Source organism: Thalassospira sp. A40-3 (genome assembly GCF_015871485.1).
In the GTDB taxonomy this organism is placed as follows: Bacteria; Pseudomonadota; Alphaproteobacteria; order Rhodospirillales; family Thalassospiraceae; genus Thalassospira; species Thalassospira tepidiphila.
In genome coordinates, this window is sequence record NZ_CP065428.1 from 3,896,988 (window position 1) to 3,912,680 (window position 15,693).

The 15,693-nt window shown below is 56.3% G+C and carries 9 protein-coding genes; 3 read left to right on the forward strand and 6 right to left on the reverse strand.

Annotation, left to right across the window (positions count from 1 at the left end; genetic code table 11):
- Positions 1–852 precede the first annotated feature (852 nt).
- On the reverse strand, positions 853–1,527 hold the full coding sequence (locus IT893_RS18025; protein ID WP_371810681.1) for an arylesterase: 675 nt from the start codon (positions 1,525–1,527) through the stop codon (positions 853–855).
- 219 nt (positions 1,528–1,746) lie between these two features.
- Between IT893_RS18025 and IT893_RS18030 the strand changes: the two genes are divergently transcribed.
- The gene (locus IT893_RS18030; RefSeq protein WP_008888532.1) at positions 1,747–2,493 is read left to right on the forward strand and encodes an ABC transporter ATP-binding protein; all 747 of its coding nucleotides are present in this window, start codon (positions 1,747–1,749) and stop codon (positions 2,491–2,493) included.
- On the forward strand, positions 2,490–5,048 hold the full coding sequence (locus IT893_RS18035; protein WP_197146186.1) for an ABC transporter permease: 2,559 nt from the start codon (positions 2,490–2,492) through the stop codon (positions 5,046–5,048). Before IT893_RS18030 ends, IT893_RS18035 begins: the two co-directional genes overlap by 4 nt.
- A 106-nt stretch (positions 5,049–5,154) precedes the next feature.
- Here the strand turns inward: IT893_RS18035 and IT893_RS18040 are convergent, their stop codons facing one another.
- Positions 5,155–6,771: an acyl-CoA synthetase gene (locus tag IT893_RS18040; protein WP_063086626.1), complete on the reverse strand. Its 1,617-nt coding sequence runs from the start codon at positions 6,769–6,771 to the stop codon at positions 5,155–5,157.
- A gap of 119 nt (positions 6,772–6,890) precedes the next feature.
- Complete coding sequence (locus tag IT893_RS18045; protein WP_252724000.1) at positions 6,891–8,411, reverse strand: hypothetical protein; 1,521 nt, start codon at positions 8,409–8,411, stop codon at positions 6,891–6,893.
- Between the two features lie 259 nt (positions 8,412–8,670).
- Here IT893_RS18045 and IT893_RS18050 point away from each other — a divergent pair, with 259 nt between their 5' ends.
- Complete coding sequence (locus tag IT893_RS18050) at positions 8,671–9,390, forward strand: Bax inhibitor-1/YccA family protein (protein WP_008888536.1); 720 nt, start codon at positions 8,671–8,673, stop codon at positions 9,388–9,390.
- An 83-nt stretch (positions 9,391–9,473) separates the two neighbouring features.
- Here IT893_RS18050 and IT893_RS18055 read toward each other — a convergent pair whose 3' ends face one another.
- The 3 genes from IT893_RS18055 to IT893_RS18065 all read right to left on the reverse strand — a co-directional run bounded on the left by IT893_RS18055 (position 9,474) and on the right by IT893_RS18065 (position 15,655).
- Positions 9,474–11,072: a hypothetical protein gene (locus tag IT893_RS18055; protein WP_197146187.1), complete on the reverse strand. Its 1,599-nt coding sequence runs from the start codon at positions 11,070–11,072 to the stop codon at positions 9,474–9,476.
- A gap of 191 nt (positions 11,073–11,263) precedes the next feature.
- Positions 11,264–12,265 (reverse strand): zinc metalloprotease HtpX, encoded by a 1,002-nt coding sequence (htpX, locus tag IT893_RS18060; RefSeq protein WP_197146188.1) that lies wholly within the window; start codon positions 12,263–12,265, stop codon positions 11,264–11,266.
- Positions 12,266–12,475: 210 nt separating this feature from the next.
- Positions 12,476–15,655, reverse strand: coding sequence for an efflux RND transporter permease subunit (locus IT893_RS18065; protein ID WP_063086620.1), 3,180 nt, complete (start codon positions 15,653–15,655; stop codon positions 12,476–12,478).
- Between the last annotated feature and the right edge of the window lie 38 nt (positions 15,656–15,693).

Sequence of the window (15,693 nt, forward strand, 5' to 3'; positions counted from 1 at the left end):
GTATATAACTTAAATTCGAAATCGCCGGACACACAAAGCGCAGATCAAACGCACCTTTCCGCCCGATGGCATGAAGTGTATCGACGGATTTGGCCCCCTGCAACTGCATTTGCAGTCAAAATTGAATCGCTTCCGATTCATTCACAGGCCTATCGGCGACTCGTTGGGAATCCAAGGAGTCGCCAGAACAATGCCAACACATTGATATGACGGGATATTTGTTTGAAGGCGTGCATTTCAGGCACCCAGGACACCTGTTTGGTTTCCCAAGAGTTATCCACAGACCATAAGTGTCGCCTGATTTAGGGAAATTCGATTAAGTTATTGATATTATGTGATTTATCACATGGTGCACTTGCGATGCCCCACCCCTGCCGGAAAGGCAAAAAAGATCGGAAACCCGATAATTGGATAACAGCCTTGGAAGAGGCGTTTTGAAAAACAACATACGCAGTAGCAGAAACGCTGTTCGAAACAGAACCGAAAGTAAATGAGGTGTTAATTTTACACCAAACCGCGTGTTTTGGTCCTCAAACGAGGGTTTTCAGGCGAAAATCACGGTGCTCGCAAGACACTCGAATCTAACATAACTTATTGATATTTATGATATTTTTATCTTCTAGACGCGTTGACTTCGCCTTCTGAAGATCCGGCAGCTTAATCATTTCGGGTTGTTGACGTTTTCTATCTACATACGTAGTTTTTTATGCGCCACAAGCGTCGAAATTGCGTCAATCTGTGCCTTTGTGAAATTTTATAACCTGTCGGGAAGTTCACAAGCCCTTGGAAAACCGACGGTTTTGCGCCCGAGGTCATGAAGCGCCGGTATATACCCAGGCAGGTGCTTCGCGCTTAGCTGGCGTCAGAGGTTTGCAGCAGGTCGACGACATCAGGCAGGATGCCCTTGACGATCACGTCCACACCATCGGCATTGGGGTGCATGCCATCATCCTGATTAAGCTCCGGCTCGGCGGCGACGCCTTCAAGGAAAAATGGATACAGATCAACCTGATAGCGGCTGGCGAGATCGGGATAAATGCTGTTGAATTCATCGCCGTAGGCCGTCCCCATGTTGGGCGGGGCCATCATACCGGCCAGCAGGACATCAACATCCATGCCGCGCAGCTTTTCAAGGATTTCTGCAAGATTTTCCCGGGTCTGGGATGGCTCCATCCCGCGAAGCGCATCATTGGCACCAAGTTCGAGCAACACGGCATCGGGCTTTTCAACCAGCGCCCAGTCGAGACGCGCCAGTCCGGCCGCCGTGGTATCGCCCGAGACGGAGCTATTGATCACCCGGACATCGTGGCCTGCTTCCTTAAGGGCCGCTTCAAGCTTGGGCGCGAAGCCGTTTTCATGATCAAGGCCATAGCCCGCCATCAGGCTATCGCCAAATAAAACAAGGGTTTTTGGCGTCTGGTCGCCATCCTGTGCCTTGGTTTCATAAGCAAACCCGGCCATCCCAAGGGTTGCAAGGGCAAGCGTGGCAAGGGCCAAACCGGCGGATTTGCGGAGGCGTGGTACCAACTTATGCGTGAACTTGATTACAGTGCGACCTTGCCCAAACGCCAAATTCATTACAAATCTCACCTTTACATGCTGCGAACTTGCCGGAGCGGTTTCCGACCGTTTACCCTTAAAGAAGTTATTCAGATCAAAAGAAGTCTGAACCAGAAACGTCCTGATCCGTAAGCTTATGTAGCCTGCTTTGTTGATCTTGCAACGGACAACCCGATAGGACCCGAAATGAGTGTGACCGAAACCACCACGATACCGGAACAAAATGTCGCCGCATCTGGTGAAGCGCCAAAACAGACAATTGATGTGCAAAACCTGAAGCTGCGGCTCCAGGGTCCGGCCGGGATTGTCGAGATCCTTAAGGGGGTTGATCTTGCGATTGGTGCGGGCGAGCGCGTCTCGCTGGTCGGTCCGTCCGGGTCCGGCAAGACATCGCTTTTGATGGTGATCGCCGGACTGGAACAAGCCCAGGAAGGTGTGGTGAAGGTTTGCGGCAAGGACCTGCGCGCCCTTGATGAAGACGGCTTGGCGCTTTATCGCCGCCATCATGTCGGCATCGTGTTTCAGGACTTCCACCTGATCCCGACCATGAGCGCGCTGGAGAACGTTGCGCTTCCGATGGAGTTCGCCGGACGTGCGGATGCCTTTGAAAAGGCGCGCGAAGAATTGGAACTTGTCGGGCTGGGTCATCGCACCGATCACTATCCCGGCCAGCTATCAGGCGGGGAGCAGCAGCGCGTTGCGCTTGCACGTGCACTTGCCACCGACCCGGAGCTTTTGCTGGCCGATGAGCCGACCGGCAACCTTGATGGCACGACCGGTGAAACGATTATCGAATTGCTGTTTGACCTGACCAAGCGGCGCGGCTCGACCCTGCTTTTGATTACCCATGATCCTGCCCTTGCCAAGCGGTGCGACCGTACGGTGATGCTGCGTGACGGCGAAATCGTTTCGCATCTGGAATCGCAGTCATGAGCACATCTGTTTCCCCCTCTGACGGCGCAGACCGCCTGTGGTCCATTGCCTGGCGGGTCTGCCGGCGCGAGTTGCGCGGCGGGCTTTCGGGCTTTCGTATTTTCCTCGCCTGTCTGGCGCTTGGCGTCGGGTCGATTGCCGCTGTCGGAAACGTTTCGGAATCCGTTCTTTCGGCGCTTGAGCGTGACGGGCGGAAGCTTTTGGGTGGTGATGTTGAACTGCGCTTGACCCATCAGGAAGCCACCGGCGATCAGATCGAGTGGCTAACCGCGAACACTGAACGCGTTGCAGAATTGGCAACCATGCGCACAACGGCCTATGGCCCGGACCAGCGCCGGTTGGTGGAGCTTAAGGCGGTTGATGATGCCTATCCGCTGTTTGGCGAGATGGAGCTTGCCGATGGGGTTCCCTTTGACGGGATCCTTGATCAGAAGGATGGCGTCTGGGGGGCCGTGACCGAGGCCGGATTGCTTGAACGGCTTCGCATCGATGTCGGGGACACGGTTGCCCTTGGCGATATTGATGTTCAGATCCGTGGTGTAATTGCGACCGAGCCCGACAAGGCGGTTGGCTTTTTCAACTTTGGCCCGCGCCTGATGGTGTCGATGGACGGATTGATGGACACCGGGCTGGTGCAGCCGGGCAGTCTGATCCGCTATTATTACGCATTGGATATCAATGATAATGAAACCCCGACCGCGTTTCGCGAACGGCTTGAAGAGCAGTTTGAAGATGCGGGCTGGCGTATTCGTGATACGGCCAATGCCAACCCGGGCCTAAAACGCTTTATCGAGCGCCTGACCCTGTTCCTGACGCTTGTTGGCCTTTCGGCGCTTCTGGTTGGCGGCATCGGGGTGGCCAATGCGGTGCGCAGCCATATCGAAAGCAAAACATCCGTCATCGCCACACTTAAATCGATTGGCGCGTCGCATGGCTTGGTGCTTCGGATTTACTTCCTGCAGATCCTTGTTCTGGCCCTGATCGGGATTGCCATCGGGCTTTTGATCGGTGCAGTGACACCGGCATTGATTGCGCCGGTTCTCGCTGGGCGGTTGCCGATTGATGTGACGCTTGGCCCGGCATTGCCGTCCTTGATCATTGCAACAAGCTTTGGCGTTTTGACCACCCTGGTCTTTGCGCTGCCGTCGCTTCTGCGGGCACGCGAAATTCCAGCAGCGCGATTGTTCCGTGCCAGTGCTGGCCTGTTTAGTGGCAGTCCTGTGCGCAAGCGTGACCTGCCCTATATCGCGGTGCCGCTGGTGCTGTTGCTGATCCTGACGGTGCTGACCGCGACCGATAAGGCGATTGCCCTTGGCTTTATTGGCGGGTCGGCGGCGGCAGTGGTGATTTTCACCTTTGCAGGACAAGGTATCGTATCCCTTTCGAAACGGTTGATTACGGGCCGCAGTGCCTTTTCCAGACTGGCGCTCGCCAACCTGCATCGTCCGGGCGCAAGTACCGTCCCGGTTGCGTTGTCGCTTGGGCTGGGCCTCACACTTCTGGTGACGATTTCCGGGATCGAGGGCAACCTTGATAACGAGATCAACGAGAACCTGCCGGACTCTGCCCCGGCCTTCTTCTTCCTTGATATTCGCCCCGATCAGATCGAGCAGTTCCGAGGCCAGCTTCTGGCACAGGACAACGTTTCGGATATCGAACAAACACCGATGCTGCGTGGCCGGGTAACGGCGGTTGACGGGGTTAATTCCAACGATGTCGGTCCGGGTGATGATCGCTGGTTCCTGCGCGGGGACCGTGGCCTGACCTTTGCCGCCACCCCGCCGCCTGAAACCAAACTGGTCCGCGGCGAATGGTGGCCGGCTGACTACAATGATGCGTCCAAGCCGCTGGTGTCGATCAGTGCGGATATCGGTAATGCCTTTGATCTGGAGCCGGGCGATACATTGACCGTCAATGTGCTGGGCCGTGATATCACGGCCGAGATCGCCAACTGGCGCGAGATTGAATGGCAAAGCCTGCGCATGAATTTCGCGATGGTGTTTTCACCGGGCCTGATCGACAAGGCGCCCTACAGCCTGATCGCCACCGCCCATATGCCGCGCGAAATGGAAGAACCGGTTGATCGCATGATCGGCATGGACTTCCCGAATGTCTCGGCCATCCGGGTACGTGAAGCGCTGGAAGCGGCCAATGCCATTCTGGCGGGGATCGGAACGGCGCTTAATGCGACCAGCATGATTGCGATTGTCGCCGGTGTACTTGTCCTTGGCGGGGCGGTTGCGGCCGGTCGGCGCAAGCGGATCTATGACGCCGTGGTGCTCAAGACCCTTGGCGCGACACGGGCCAACATCCTTTATGCCTATGCGCTGGAATACGGGATCCTTGGCCTTGCCACCGGGGTGATTGCCGCCGTCGTCGGATCGGTTGCCGCCTGGTCGGTGCTGGTGCTGATCATGGAAGCCAACTGGGTACTGTTGCCAATGACCATTCTTGGTCCGATTGCGATTGGCCTGTTTGCCACACTGGCGGCGGGCTTTGTCGGCACCTGGCAGGCATTACGCAGCCCGGCAGCACCGTTGTTGCGCAACGAGTAAGCCCACAACTCCAAAACTTGAAACAGACAAGGCCGGATCCAGATGGACCCGGCCTTGTTTTTTGCAAAAACCGTTTCGAAAACGATCTGAATTGACTGATTGAGGATCAGGCGATGTCGCGCAGTGCCCGCCTGACGACCTTACCGGTGGTTGTCATGGGCAGCTGATCAAGGAAGGCGATCTCGCGCGGGTATTCGTGTGCGGCCAGACGGGTTTTCACGAAGTCCTTGATTTCGCTTTCAAGCGCCGGGCTTTGGGCAAAGCCATCGGCCAGCACGACAAAGGCCTTTACGATCTGGCCGCGCTGTTCGTCGGGTTTGCCAATCACACCGGCCATGCGCACAGCCGGATGACCAATCAGGCAATCCTCGATCTCGCCCGGACCGATGCGATATCCGGCCGAGCTGATCAGATCATCGTCACGCCCGACAAAGCGGATATAGCCATCGGCATCGACACAGCCCATATCGCCGGTCAAAAGCCATTCACCGACAAACTTGTCGCGGGTGGCTTCGGGATTGCGCCAGTATTCCAGGAACATCACCGGATCGGGTGCACGCACAGCAATGCGGCCCATTTCACCGGGTTCAAGCACCTTGCCGCTCAGATCAATCACTGCGACATCATGGCCGGGCACCGGACGGCCCATCACACCGGGTTTGGGTTCCATGATCGACTGACAGGAACTGACCACCATGTTGCATTCGGTCTGGCCATAGAACTCGTTGATGGTCAGGCCGAACACTCGACGCCCCCAATCAAGAAGTTCCGCACCCAATGTTTCGCCACCGCTTGCAATGGAGCGGAGTTTAAAATTGAACCTTTGCGCCATATCATCGCCAGCCGCGCGCATCATCTTGAGCGCCGTTGGCGGCAGGAAGGTATTGCGCACGCCATATTCGGCCATCAGACGAAAGGCATCCTCGGGCGTGAATTTTTCAAACCGGTGGGCGACGACAGGCACGCCGTGATGCCAAGCAGGCAATAGCACATCCAAAAGCCCGCCGATCCAGGCCCAATCGGCCGGAGTCCACATGACATCACCGTCTTCGGGGAAGAAGTCATGCGACATTTCGACACCGGGCAAATGGCCAAGCAACACCCGATGCGCATGCAGCGCGCCTTTTGGCTGACCGGTGGTGCCGGATGTATAAATGATCAGGGCCGGTTCATCGGCACGGGTATTGACCGGTTCGAATTCGTCGCTGGCTTCTGATGACAGGGCCTTGAAATCAAAACATTGATCGGGCGCGCCATCAATCACATAGACATATTCAAGGGCCGGCAGCAGATCGCGGATTTCAGCAATCTTGGCGGCCCCTTCGCGGTCTGTCACCAAGGCCTTGGCCGCGCAGTTGCCGAGCCGGTATTCCAGCGCATCCACCCCAAACAGGGTAAAGAGCGGCACGGCAATGCCGCCCATTTTATAGGTCGCAACGTGGGCAATCGCCGTTTCCGGGCTTTGTGGCAACAGAATCCCGACCCGGTCACCACGCCTTATGCCATGACGGCGCATAACATTGGCAAAGCGGTTCGACAGGCGTTTGATCTGTGCAAATGTGTAGTCGCGGCGCGACCCATCACGCCGGCGATGCATCAATGCCAAACGATCCGGGTCATCTGCCCATTTGTCGCAAACATCGACACCGATATTAAAGTGGGTTGGCACGTTCCAGGCAAAGCGTGAACGTACCGCCGCATAGTCTGAACGACTGCCCAGCATGTTTCCTCCCTGAATTCGCCGCTGTTCTTTGTTTTTGGGTGCGGCAAATGTTGCGGAGCATGCTAGTGGCAATCGGTGGAAATTGGAAGGTCTGTCTGCGCTGCCCCGATGGCAGGTATTTAGCTGCCCGGATCAAGCAGGAAGGCGAAGTTGGCGTTCTGTCCGACGTCGGTCGTTGCACGGGCATGACAGCCAAGGCAGGTGGCATCAGACTGATCCTGCATGAAGCTTTCAAGCGTGCTGTTGGTCAAAAAGCGCGGCACCTCGCCAATACCGAACGGTTCACCACCGGGATTGCCGATCCATTGCGTGCCGAGCAGCATATAATTTGCAAGGACGCTGCCATTCAGCTTGGTCTGCCAGACAAAGTTGCTTTCAGCCGTGCCTGAAAACAGTCGCCAGCAACGCACAATATCGGGCGGGGCAGGATGATCCCCGGAAGCGAGCCGAGCATAGGGTGGGTTATCTGCCCATTTCAGAATCCCGGATATCGGTTGATTGGCCGGGCTGCCGGCTGGCAGTTGGCCGCCGTAAAAGGCGAATTCCCCTTCGACCGCTTCGGGCACGAGACAGCCGTTTTCAAACGGTTGTTTGGTGATGATGCTGTTGGGGCGCCGGGCATTGGCGGCCAAGGGCACGTTGTCGATATGTTCGAAACTCGACCAGATCCAGCGATCCCCATTGCCGCTGGCAACCCGCTGAACAAGATGCATGCCCACCAAGCCGACCGTGACATCAAGACATTTCGCCCGGCCATCAATTGTCTGATCACCCGCAAGCGATATTCGCGCCGGGCGGGTGAAATAACGATCCCGACTTTTCGCATCCGCATTTGGCAGAATACGCCAGGAAAACTTCAGAAGCTGTGCCCCCATCATACCGGGGGCAGAGGCTGGAATGGCCGGGCCAGATGCGTTTGACGCATCATTGGCAGTCGCATCGGCGGACGCGAATTTTACCTTCGTTGCGACATCGGCCTGCAGATGCCCGGTGGGAAAATCGATGTTTTGCCCGGAGGTGGCAAAGGCGGCACGCCCTGCTGGCGTTTGCAGGTTGTTTGCGATGATATAGTCGGCAGCGACCGGATTAATGCGGGTTTCGAAAAGAACGAAATTGCCCGCCTGATCAATCAGCACATCACCGGTAGATTGCAGATAACTTGCCAGCAGCAAATGCCCGTCGGAAAGATCATCAGCACAGGCCGGATTCGGATAGGCCACCTCGGAAAACAGGTCGCGCCGGTTCGGGAACCTTTCCCATAAGGCGGCCTGATCGGGATGATCAAGCGGCGCCATCAGCGATGTGAATGCCTGCCAGGAGAAACGGTCAAACGGGCGCTGGGCGTGATAGGCAAGGAAACGGTAAACAAAGCTGGCGTCAAATTCCGGCACATCGACCGGCGCGATAGCACACGGCCCCGTCTCACTGCCATCGGCACAAAATTCTGCATTGTCATAGGTGTCGGTAAAAACCGGAATATCGCCATCACCGGCCGCACGTTTCAGACTGGCATTTTGCGCATGCCCGACCGTCGCGGCAGTCAGCACACACACAATGACCAGGCCCAGTTTTGCCACGGCATGCGCCAACACCCCGACAGGGGTCAATATGGGCATATCGAGTGCGATGGAACGTGACATGATCCAGGGCCTGTGCAGGTTTCACGACGGTTTTGTTCATCCCGTAAGGGCACCATCATAGACCGGTTTACAGAACGTGTCGCCAATATGCGATTTCACGATAGCGTCACATCCAGGGTGAACAAGTTCACATCTGACGGCGGCCCGGAGTTGCACAATCTGTCAAAACGTTGCTTTTCCCGGAAATCCTGCCATATTTTGATCATCGCAGAATTGTATACCTATGTTCTGCTCACAATTGGATCAAAGAGGGATTTCAATGGCTTTTGAAACGCGTCAACGCGGCTATGACGTCTCGGTTGGCCGGTCGGCGGCCGAGATCGATGAAGGTCTCCGCGCCTATATGCTGCGTGTCTATAACTACATGGCATCCGCACTTGCCCTGACCGGTATCGTGGCAATGGCTGTGTCGACCAGCCCGACCCTGATGCAGGCTATTTTCGGTACCGGACTGCACTGGATTGTCATGCTGGCCCCGATCGGGCTTGTGTTCTTCCTGAGCGCGCGCATCCACAAGATGAGCTTTGGTGCCGCACAGGCGACATTCTGGATCTACGCCGCAATGATGGGTCTGTCCCTTGCGTCGATCTTCCTGGTTTACACCGGTGAGTCGATCGCGCGCACGTTCTTCATCACCGCGGGTACCTTTGGTGCGATGAGCCTGTTTGGCTATACCACCAAGAAAGACCTTTCGGGCTGGGGCAGCTTCCTGTTCATGGGCCTGATCGGTATCATCATCGCAATGGTGGTGAACATCTTCCTTGCCAGCACGATGCTGCAGTTCGTCATTTCGGCGGCTGGTGTTCTGATCTTCACGGGCCTTACCGCCTATGACACCCAGCGCATCAAGGAAGAATATCACGAGCATGACGATGCAACGACCGCAGGCAAAAAGGCCCTGTTCGGTGCGCTGCGTCTGTATCTCGACTTCGTGAACCTGTTCATCATGCTGCTGCACTTCTTTGGCAATCGCGAATAGAAGTTGCCCGGCAGTCGCAGTCAAAACCCCCGCAGCATCCGCTGCGGGGGTTTCTTTTTGTCTTGTCTTTGCTCAGTATGGGCTCAGGACGCGTTTGCAGTGTCTTTGCCAAGGCCACCGGTTGCGTCCATAAGCGTCTTGCGATGCCCAAGCTGCGACAGAAAGTTTTCCGAGCGGGTAAAGCCGCCCGACGCAGCACGCGCAGCCCCCTTTGCACCGGCTTCGTTGAATGCCTCGTAGGCCTGTGAATAGCTCATCCGGGCGTGGGTGAGCATTTCGATATCCTTGTGCAGATTGCCGTTGGTCAGATAGACGGTGGCAAGCGCGAACATGATCCGACCCCAGATATAGGGATGATCGCGCCGTGTGCAGACTTTAAGGGCTGCCTGAAAAACCGGGACAACCTGCGTATCAGGGATGGTCACGTCGCGAATGGTGGCAGACGATACAATCGCATCCGCCAGACCATAGGCGATCAACGCATAAAGTGGGCCGTGAACGCGCGCATTGATCATGCCAAGCGCCCGGCGGTAATGACCAGCGCCCTTGTCGACGATCTGGGCATTTTCCTTGTCCTTCCCAGTCAGGACCATGGCTTCGCCAAGTTTGCAGATCGAAAGTGCACGATCGACCGGCGAACCCATCGAAAGTTCGATCCTGCGTTCCAGCATCCGCCAGATCGCAATCGACAATTCGCCAGAGCGCGCCTTGAGGTTTGCAATCAGTGACCAGTTCACAAGCGATCCATAAAGGGCGAGTGCGGCCGTTGTGCGGGGATCGACCTTGGAAAAATCCGTGACGCGATCAAGCAATTCCGAAAGCTGGCTGGTCGGCGCACCCGGATCATTTTCCGACAGGGCTTCGCCCTTGAGCCCGGTTGGTGCAGCGGTTTTTCCGGTGGCGGCCACCGGTTTTTCGGCAATGTCGGCCACCATCTGGCGGATATAGGGTTCCATGACACGAAGCGCACTTGCGCAATAGGAACGATCACCGGTTTCCGACAGGACAAACGCCCCGAACCCATAGGCCAGCGCCGCACCGGCACCAGCGTGCGAAAAGACTTCTCCGCCCAGAACGCGGTCCTGAAGGTCTTCCATGATCGCCGCCAGACGCGCAATCTGAAGGGCGCGCTGTTCGCCGCCCCGGGATGTCAGGACAAGCTGTGCGTTCAACAGCACCCGCAATGCCTCGGCAACGTCGGAATGGGTCGGCTGACGGAAGATATAGGTCTGGGGCAGCATCAGGTCATAAAGCGACGATGTCAGGGCATCGCTGACCAGATAGAGGTTGAGATACCCGGTGCTGGCATCCTGACGCCCCCAGAAGACCGTATCGGCATCCTTGCGATGCGCCATATTAAGAACGCTTAGCTGTGCTTCGCGTATGGCCTGAAACGGATCGGCTGCATCGGGATTTGGTGTAAAGAACTGATCAATCCGAATCCCTTCGCTTTCGGGGACGGACGAGACAGCAGCTGTCACGATATCTGAAATATCATCAACGGAACTTGCACCGATATGGGCGTTGGTATCGGCAGGCGTGAAGCGGGCGATGGCATATCGGCACAGGACATCATCTGTCGCCAGAATATCTCTGGGAGCACCCCCCGTATCATCGACAGTATCGGCACCTGTGATCAAAGATTTGAACACAAGGCCAACCATTGACCAGAAACCAGCCATTCTTGTCCTTATCTGTTCCCTGCTTCTCGGAGCCTGAACAGCAGGGATCTCAAGACTTTAGTAGGGACATTTTCGTCCTACAAATCAGGTTGGTCAATGGCGTGGGTTGTCATTTCACTCATACCGAAGAATAGGGTGCACGATCCCAAAAAGGGTGAAATGACATCCAACAAAACAGTGTTTTACCGGGTTCAGGACTCCCAGGGCCGTTTGCGCTGTCGCGATGTGTTGGGCGTGGAAGAAGCGGATTTTGATGAATTTCGGCCCCAAGGACCGCGGGATCGTGCCGCCTTGGCAACACCGGCCCCCTGCCCTGCCGGACGGCCCGATGCATTGCTTGCAGACGTGCCTGACATTTCCTTCAGGCGCGCGATGCGGTTGGCCATGTTGGGGTGGGTTGAAAACAAATTATCAACACCTTTGCCCGACAGCGGGTTGGCAATGTACATGTGGGCCATCGCCGGGTTGCGTTCGGCATCCATGTTCGGGATGGCGTGAACACCCTTATCGAGTTTGTTCAGCGCACTGGCCAGCCACATCGGATGGCCACAGATTTCAGCCCCGATCTTGTCGGCTTCATATTCGCGGGTGCGCGAAATTGCCATTTGCACGATCATCGCACCCAAGGGTGCCAGAATGGCAATCAGGATCATTCCGATCCCGCCCAGCGGATTGTTGTTGTCGCGGTTGCCGCCAAACATGCCGGCAAACATTGCGAAGTTGGCCAACGCGGAAATCGCCCCGGCAATGGTCGCGGTGATGGTCATGGTCAGGGTATCGCGGTTTTTGACATGGGCCAGTTCATGGGCCATGACGCCAGCGATTTCGTTGCGATCAAGCAGTTTGAGCAACCCTGTGGTCGCCGCCACCGCTGCGTTTTCCGGGTTACGGCCCGTGGCAAAGGCGTTTGGTTGCGGGTTTTCAATCACATAGACCTTGGGCATCGGCAGATCGGCATTGCGCGCAAGGTCGCGCACCATCGCCACCAGTTCGGGTGCTGTTTTGTCATCGACCTGCCGGGCACTGCGCATGCGCAGCAGCATCGCGTCCGAATTCCAATAGGCGAACACATTCATGGCCGCTGCAAACAGCAGCGCGATAATCATGCCCTGTTGGCCGCCAATCATCATGCCGACCGCGCCAAACAGCGCCGTCAATCCGGCCAGCAACAAACCTGTACGCACATAGTTCATGGTCGAAAACCCTTATCGACAAACATTCCGACCGAAAGATAAGGCGAAGTCCGGCCAAGGCAAGGGCCATCAGACCAAACTGAGATATGGCTCACATCAGAAAAACCAAAACGGGGCCGACTTGCGTCAGCCCCGTTCGGGAATTTAAAACAGCCGGACCGGCGGGGTCGGGGGAAAAAGACGGTCCGGCTGTTTATGCAACGATATCGGTCACTCCGCAGGCTGGTGTGTTTCAGCCTCATCAAGTGAACGAACGTCGTTGCGCCGGCCAATCATGCGTACAAGAACATAAAAGACCGGGGTCAGAATCAGGCCAAATATCGTCACGCCCAGCATGCCCGAGAACACGGCAATACCAATCGCGTGGCGCATCTCGGCACCGGCACCACTGGACAGAACCAGCGGGACGACACCCATGATAAAGGCCAGAGAAGTCATCAGGATCGGGCGCAGACGAAGGCGGCTGGCCTCGATCGCGGCCTGAACGGTGCTGCGGCCCTGATGTTCAAGTTCTCGGGCGAACTCGACAATCAGGATGGCGTTCTTTGATGCCAGTCCGGCCAGCACAAACAGGCTGATCTGGGTGAAGATATTATTGTCACCCCCGAACAGATAGACGCCAAAGATGGCTGACAGGATGCTCATCGGGACGATCAGGATCACCGCCAATGGCATGGTCAGGCTTTCATATTGCGCCGCCAGCACCAGGAACACGAGCAGGATACAGATCGGGAAAACAAAGATCGCTGTATTGCCTGCCAGGATCTGCTGATAGGTCAGCTCCGTCCATTCATAGGACATGCCCGGTGGCAAGGTTTCATCAAGGATCTTGGTGATCGCCGCCTGTGCATCGCCACTGGAATATCCCGGTGCCGCGTTACCATTCAGATCGGCAGAACGGAACGCGTTATAGCGCATTGCCGTATCCGGCCCGAATGTTTCGGAGACCGACAGCACAGAACCAAGCGGCACCATGTCGCCGTCCGCGTTGCGGGTTTGCAGGCGCAGGATGTCATCGGGGCTTGAACGATATGGCTTGTCTGCCTGTGCGATCACCTGATAGGTGCGGCCAAAGGCATTGAAGTCATTAACATACATCGACCCCAGATAGACCTGCATGGTCCGGAAGATTTCATCAACCGGGATGCCAAGCTGCTGGACCTTGGTACGGTCAAGCGTTGCCTGAAGCTGCGGCACGTTGATGTTGTAGCTTGAAAACACACCGGTCAGTTCCGGTGCGGCCCATGCCTTGGCAAGGACCTGTTTCATCGCATCATCAAGCGCACGATAGCCCTGATCGGAGCGATCCTGTACCTGAAGCTTGAACCCGCCAACGGTACCAAGCCCCTGTACCGGCGGTGCCGGGAAGATGGCGACAAAGGCCTCGTCAATCGCGCCAAATTTCTGCTGGAGCTTGCCGGCGATGGCAAGACCCGACAGATCATCGCTTTTGCGTTCGGCAAAATCCGTCAGCGTGACAAAGACGATGCCCGCACTTGAGCTGTTTACAAAGCCGTTAATTGAAAGCCCCGGGAAGGCCACAGCACTTTCAACACCGGGTTCGCGAAGCGCGATGTCAGACATTTCACGAATGACGTCTTCGGTCCGGTCCAGTGTCGCGCCCTGCGGAAGCTGGGCGAAGCTGACAAGATACTGCTTGTCCTGAAGCGGCACGAAGCCTGTCGGCAGGATCTGGAAGCCCTGATAGGTCAATGCCAGAAGACCGACATAAAGCACCATCATAATGGCCTTTACACCCAGCAGGCGTTTCACACCACCGGCGTAAAGATCGGTGCTGCGATTAAAGAATCGGTTGAAGGCGCGGAAGAACCAGCCAAAGACAAAGTCCATACCGCGTGTCAGCCAATCTTTTGGCGCGTCGTGACTGCGCAGAAGCACAGCCGACAAGGCCGGGCTCAGCGTCAGTGAGTTGACGGTGGAAATGATCGTGGCAATCGCGATGGTTAGGGCAAATTGCTGATAGAACTGGCCGGTCAGGCCGGAAATAAAGGCAATCGGCACAAACACACCGGTGATGACAAGCGAGGTCGCAATGATCGGCCCGGTCACTTCGCGCATGGCAGCAACCGTTGCATCGCGCGGCGAAAGACCACGTTCGATGTTTCGTTCAACGTTTTCGACGACGACAATCGCATCATCGACCACGATCCCGATGGCCAGGATCAAGCCAAACAGCGACAGCACGTTGATCGAAAAGCCCATCAAAAGCATCAGCGCAAAGGTACCGATGATCGATACCGGCACGGCCAGCAACGGAATGATCGAGGCACGCCATGTCTGCAAGAACACTGTCACCACGACAACCACAAGGGCGACCGCCTCAAGCAATGTCATGATGACCGACTTGATCGAACCACGGACAAACACGGTCGGGTCATAGACAATCGAGTAATCGAGATCGTCCGGGAAGTTCTGTTTGAGTTCTTCCATGGTGGCGCGGACGTTGCTGGAAATATCAAGTGCGTTCGAGCCCGGCGATGCAAAGATCGGGATCGCCACCGCCGGTTTGTTATCAAGCAGGGAACGCAGCGCATATTGCTGGGCTTCCATTTCGATGCGCGCAACATCGCCCAAACGCGTAATCGTGCCATCAGTTTCGCGTTTGATGATGATGTTTTCGAACTCTTCGGGGCTTTCCAGACGACCGCTGATATTGATCGGCAACTGGAACTGCACACCAGTGTCATAAGGTGCACCACCAATGATGCCGGCTGCGACCTGAACGTTCTGGCTTTGAATGGCCGAAACCACCTCGCCCGCGGTCAGGTTACGTTCGGCAACCTTGTCGGGGTTAAGCCAGACACGCATGGCATAATCGCCCGAGCCAAACAGCCCGACCTGTCCGACACCGGTGATACGCGCCAGACGGTCACGGACATTCAGCGTCGCGTAGTTCCGCAAATACAGCATGTCATAGCGTTCATTGGGTGAACGCAAATGCACGACCATCGTCAAATCCGGCGAACGTTTGGACACTGTAACGCCAAGCTGGCGAACAATATCAGGCAGGCGTGGTTCAGCCTGCGAGACGCGGTTCTGGACTTTCTGCTGGGCAAGATCCGGGTCGGTACCAATTTCAAACGTCACGGTCAGGGACAGATTGCCATCGGTGGTGGCCAGTGAGTTGATGTAAAGCATCCCCTCAACCCCGTTGATCTGCTCTTCAAGCGGGGAGGCAACGGTTTCGGAAATCTCGGCCGGGTTTGCACCGGGGAATTTGGCTTCGACCACGATCGAGGGCGGCACGACTTCCGGATATTCGGAAATCGGCAAACGCCACATGGCAATCAGGCCCGCCAACAAGATCAGGACGGACAGGACGCCAGCAAAGATCGGGCGATCCACAAAAAAGCGGGAAAGATTCTGCATGTTTTTCAGCCTTGCTTTAAAGCGCAGTCACACATCGA

Excerpts from the sequence above, each read along its gene's own strand:
- IT893_RS18030 (WP_008888532.1), top strand. The coding sequence starts at position 1,747 with ATGAGTGTGACCGAAACCACCACGATACCGGAACAAAATGTCGCCGCA.
- IT893_RS18035 (WP_197146186.1), top strand. The coding sequence starts at position 2,490 with ATGAGCACATCTGTTTCCCCCTCTGACGGCGCAGACCGCCTGTGGTCC.
- IT893_RS18040 (WP_063086626.1), bottom strand. The coding sequence starts at position 6,771 with ATGCTGGGCAGTCGTTCAGACTATGCGGCGGTACGTTCACGCTTTGCC.
- IT893_RS18045 (WP_252724000.1), bottom strand. The coding sequence starts at position 8,411 with ATGTCACGTTCCATCGCACTCGATATGCCCATATTGACCCCTGTCGGG.
- IT893_RS18050 (WP_008888536.1), top strand. The coding sequence starts at position 8,671 with ATGGCTTTTGAAACGCGTCAACGCGGCTATGACGTCTCGGTTGGCCGG.
- IT893_RS18055 (WP_197146187.1), bottom strand. The coding sequence starts at position 11,072 with ATGGCTGGTTTCTGGTCAATGGTTGGCCTTGTGTTCAAATCTTTGATC.
- htpX (WP_197146188.1), bottom strand. The coding sequence starts at position 12,265 with ATGAACTATGTGCGTACAGGTTTGTTGCTGGCCGGATTGACGGCGCTG.
- IT893_RS18065 (WP_063086620.1), bottom strand. The coding sequence starts at position 15,655 with ATGCAGAATCTTTCCCGCTTTTTTGTGGATCGCCCGATCTTTGCTGGC.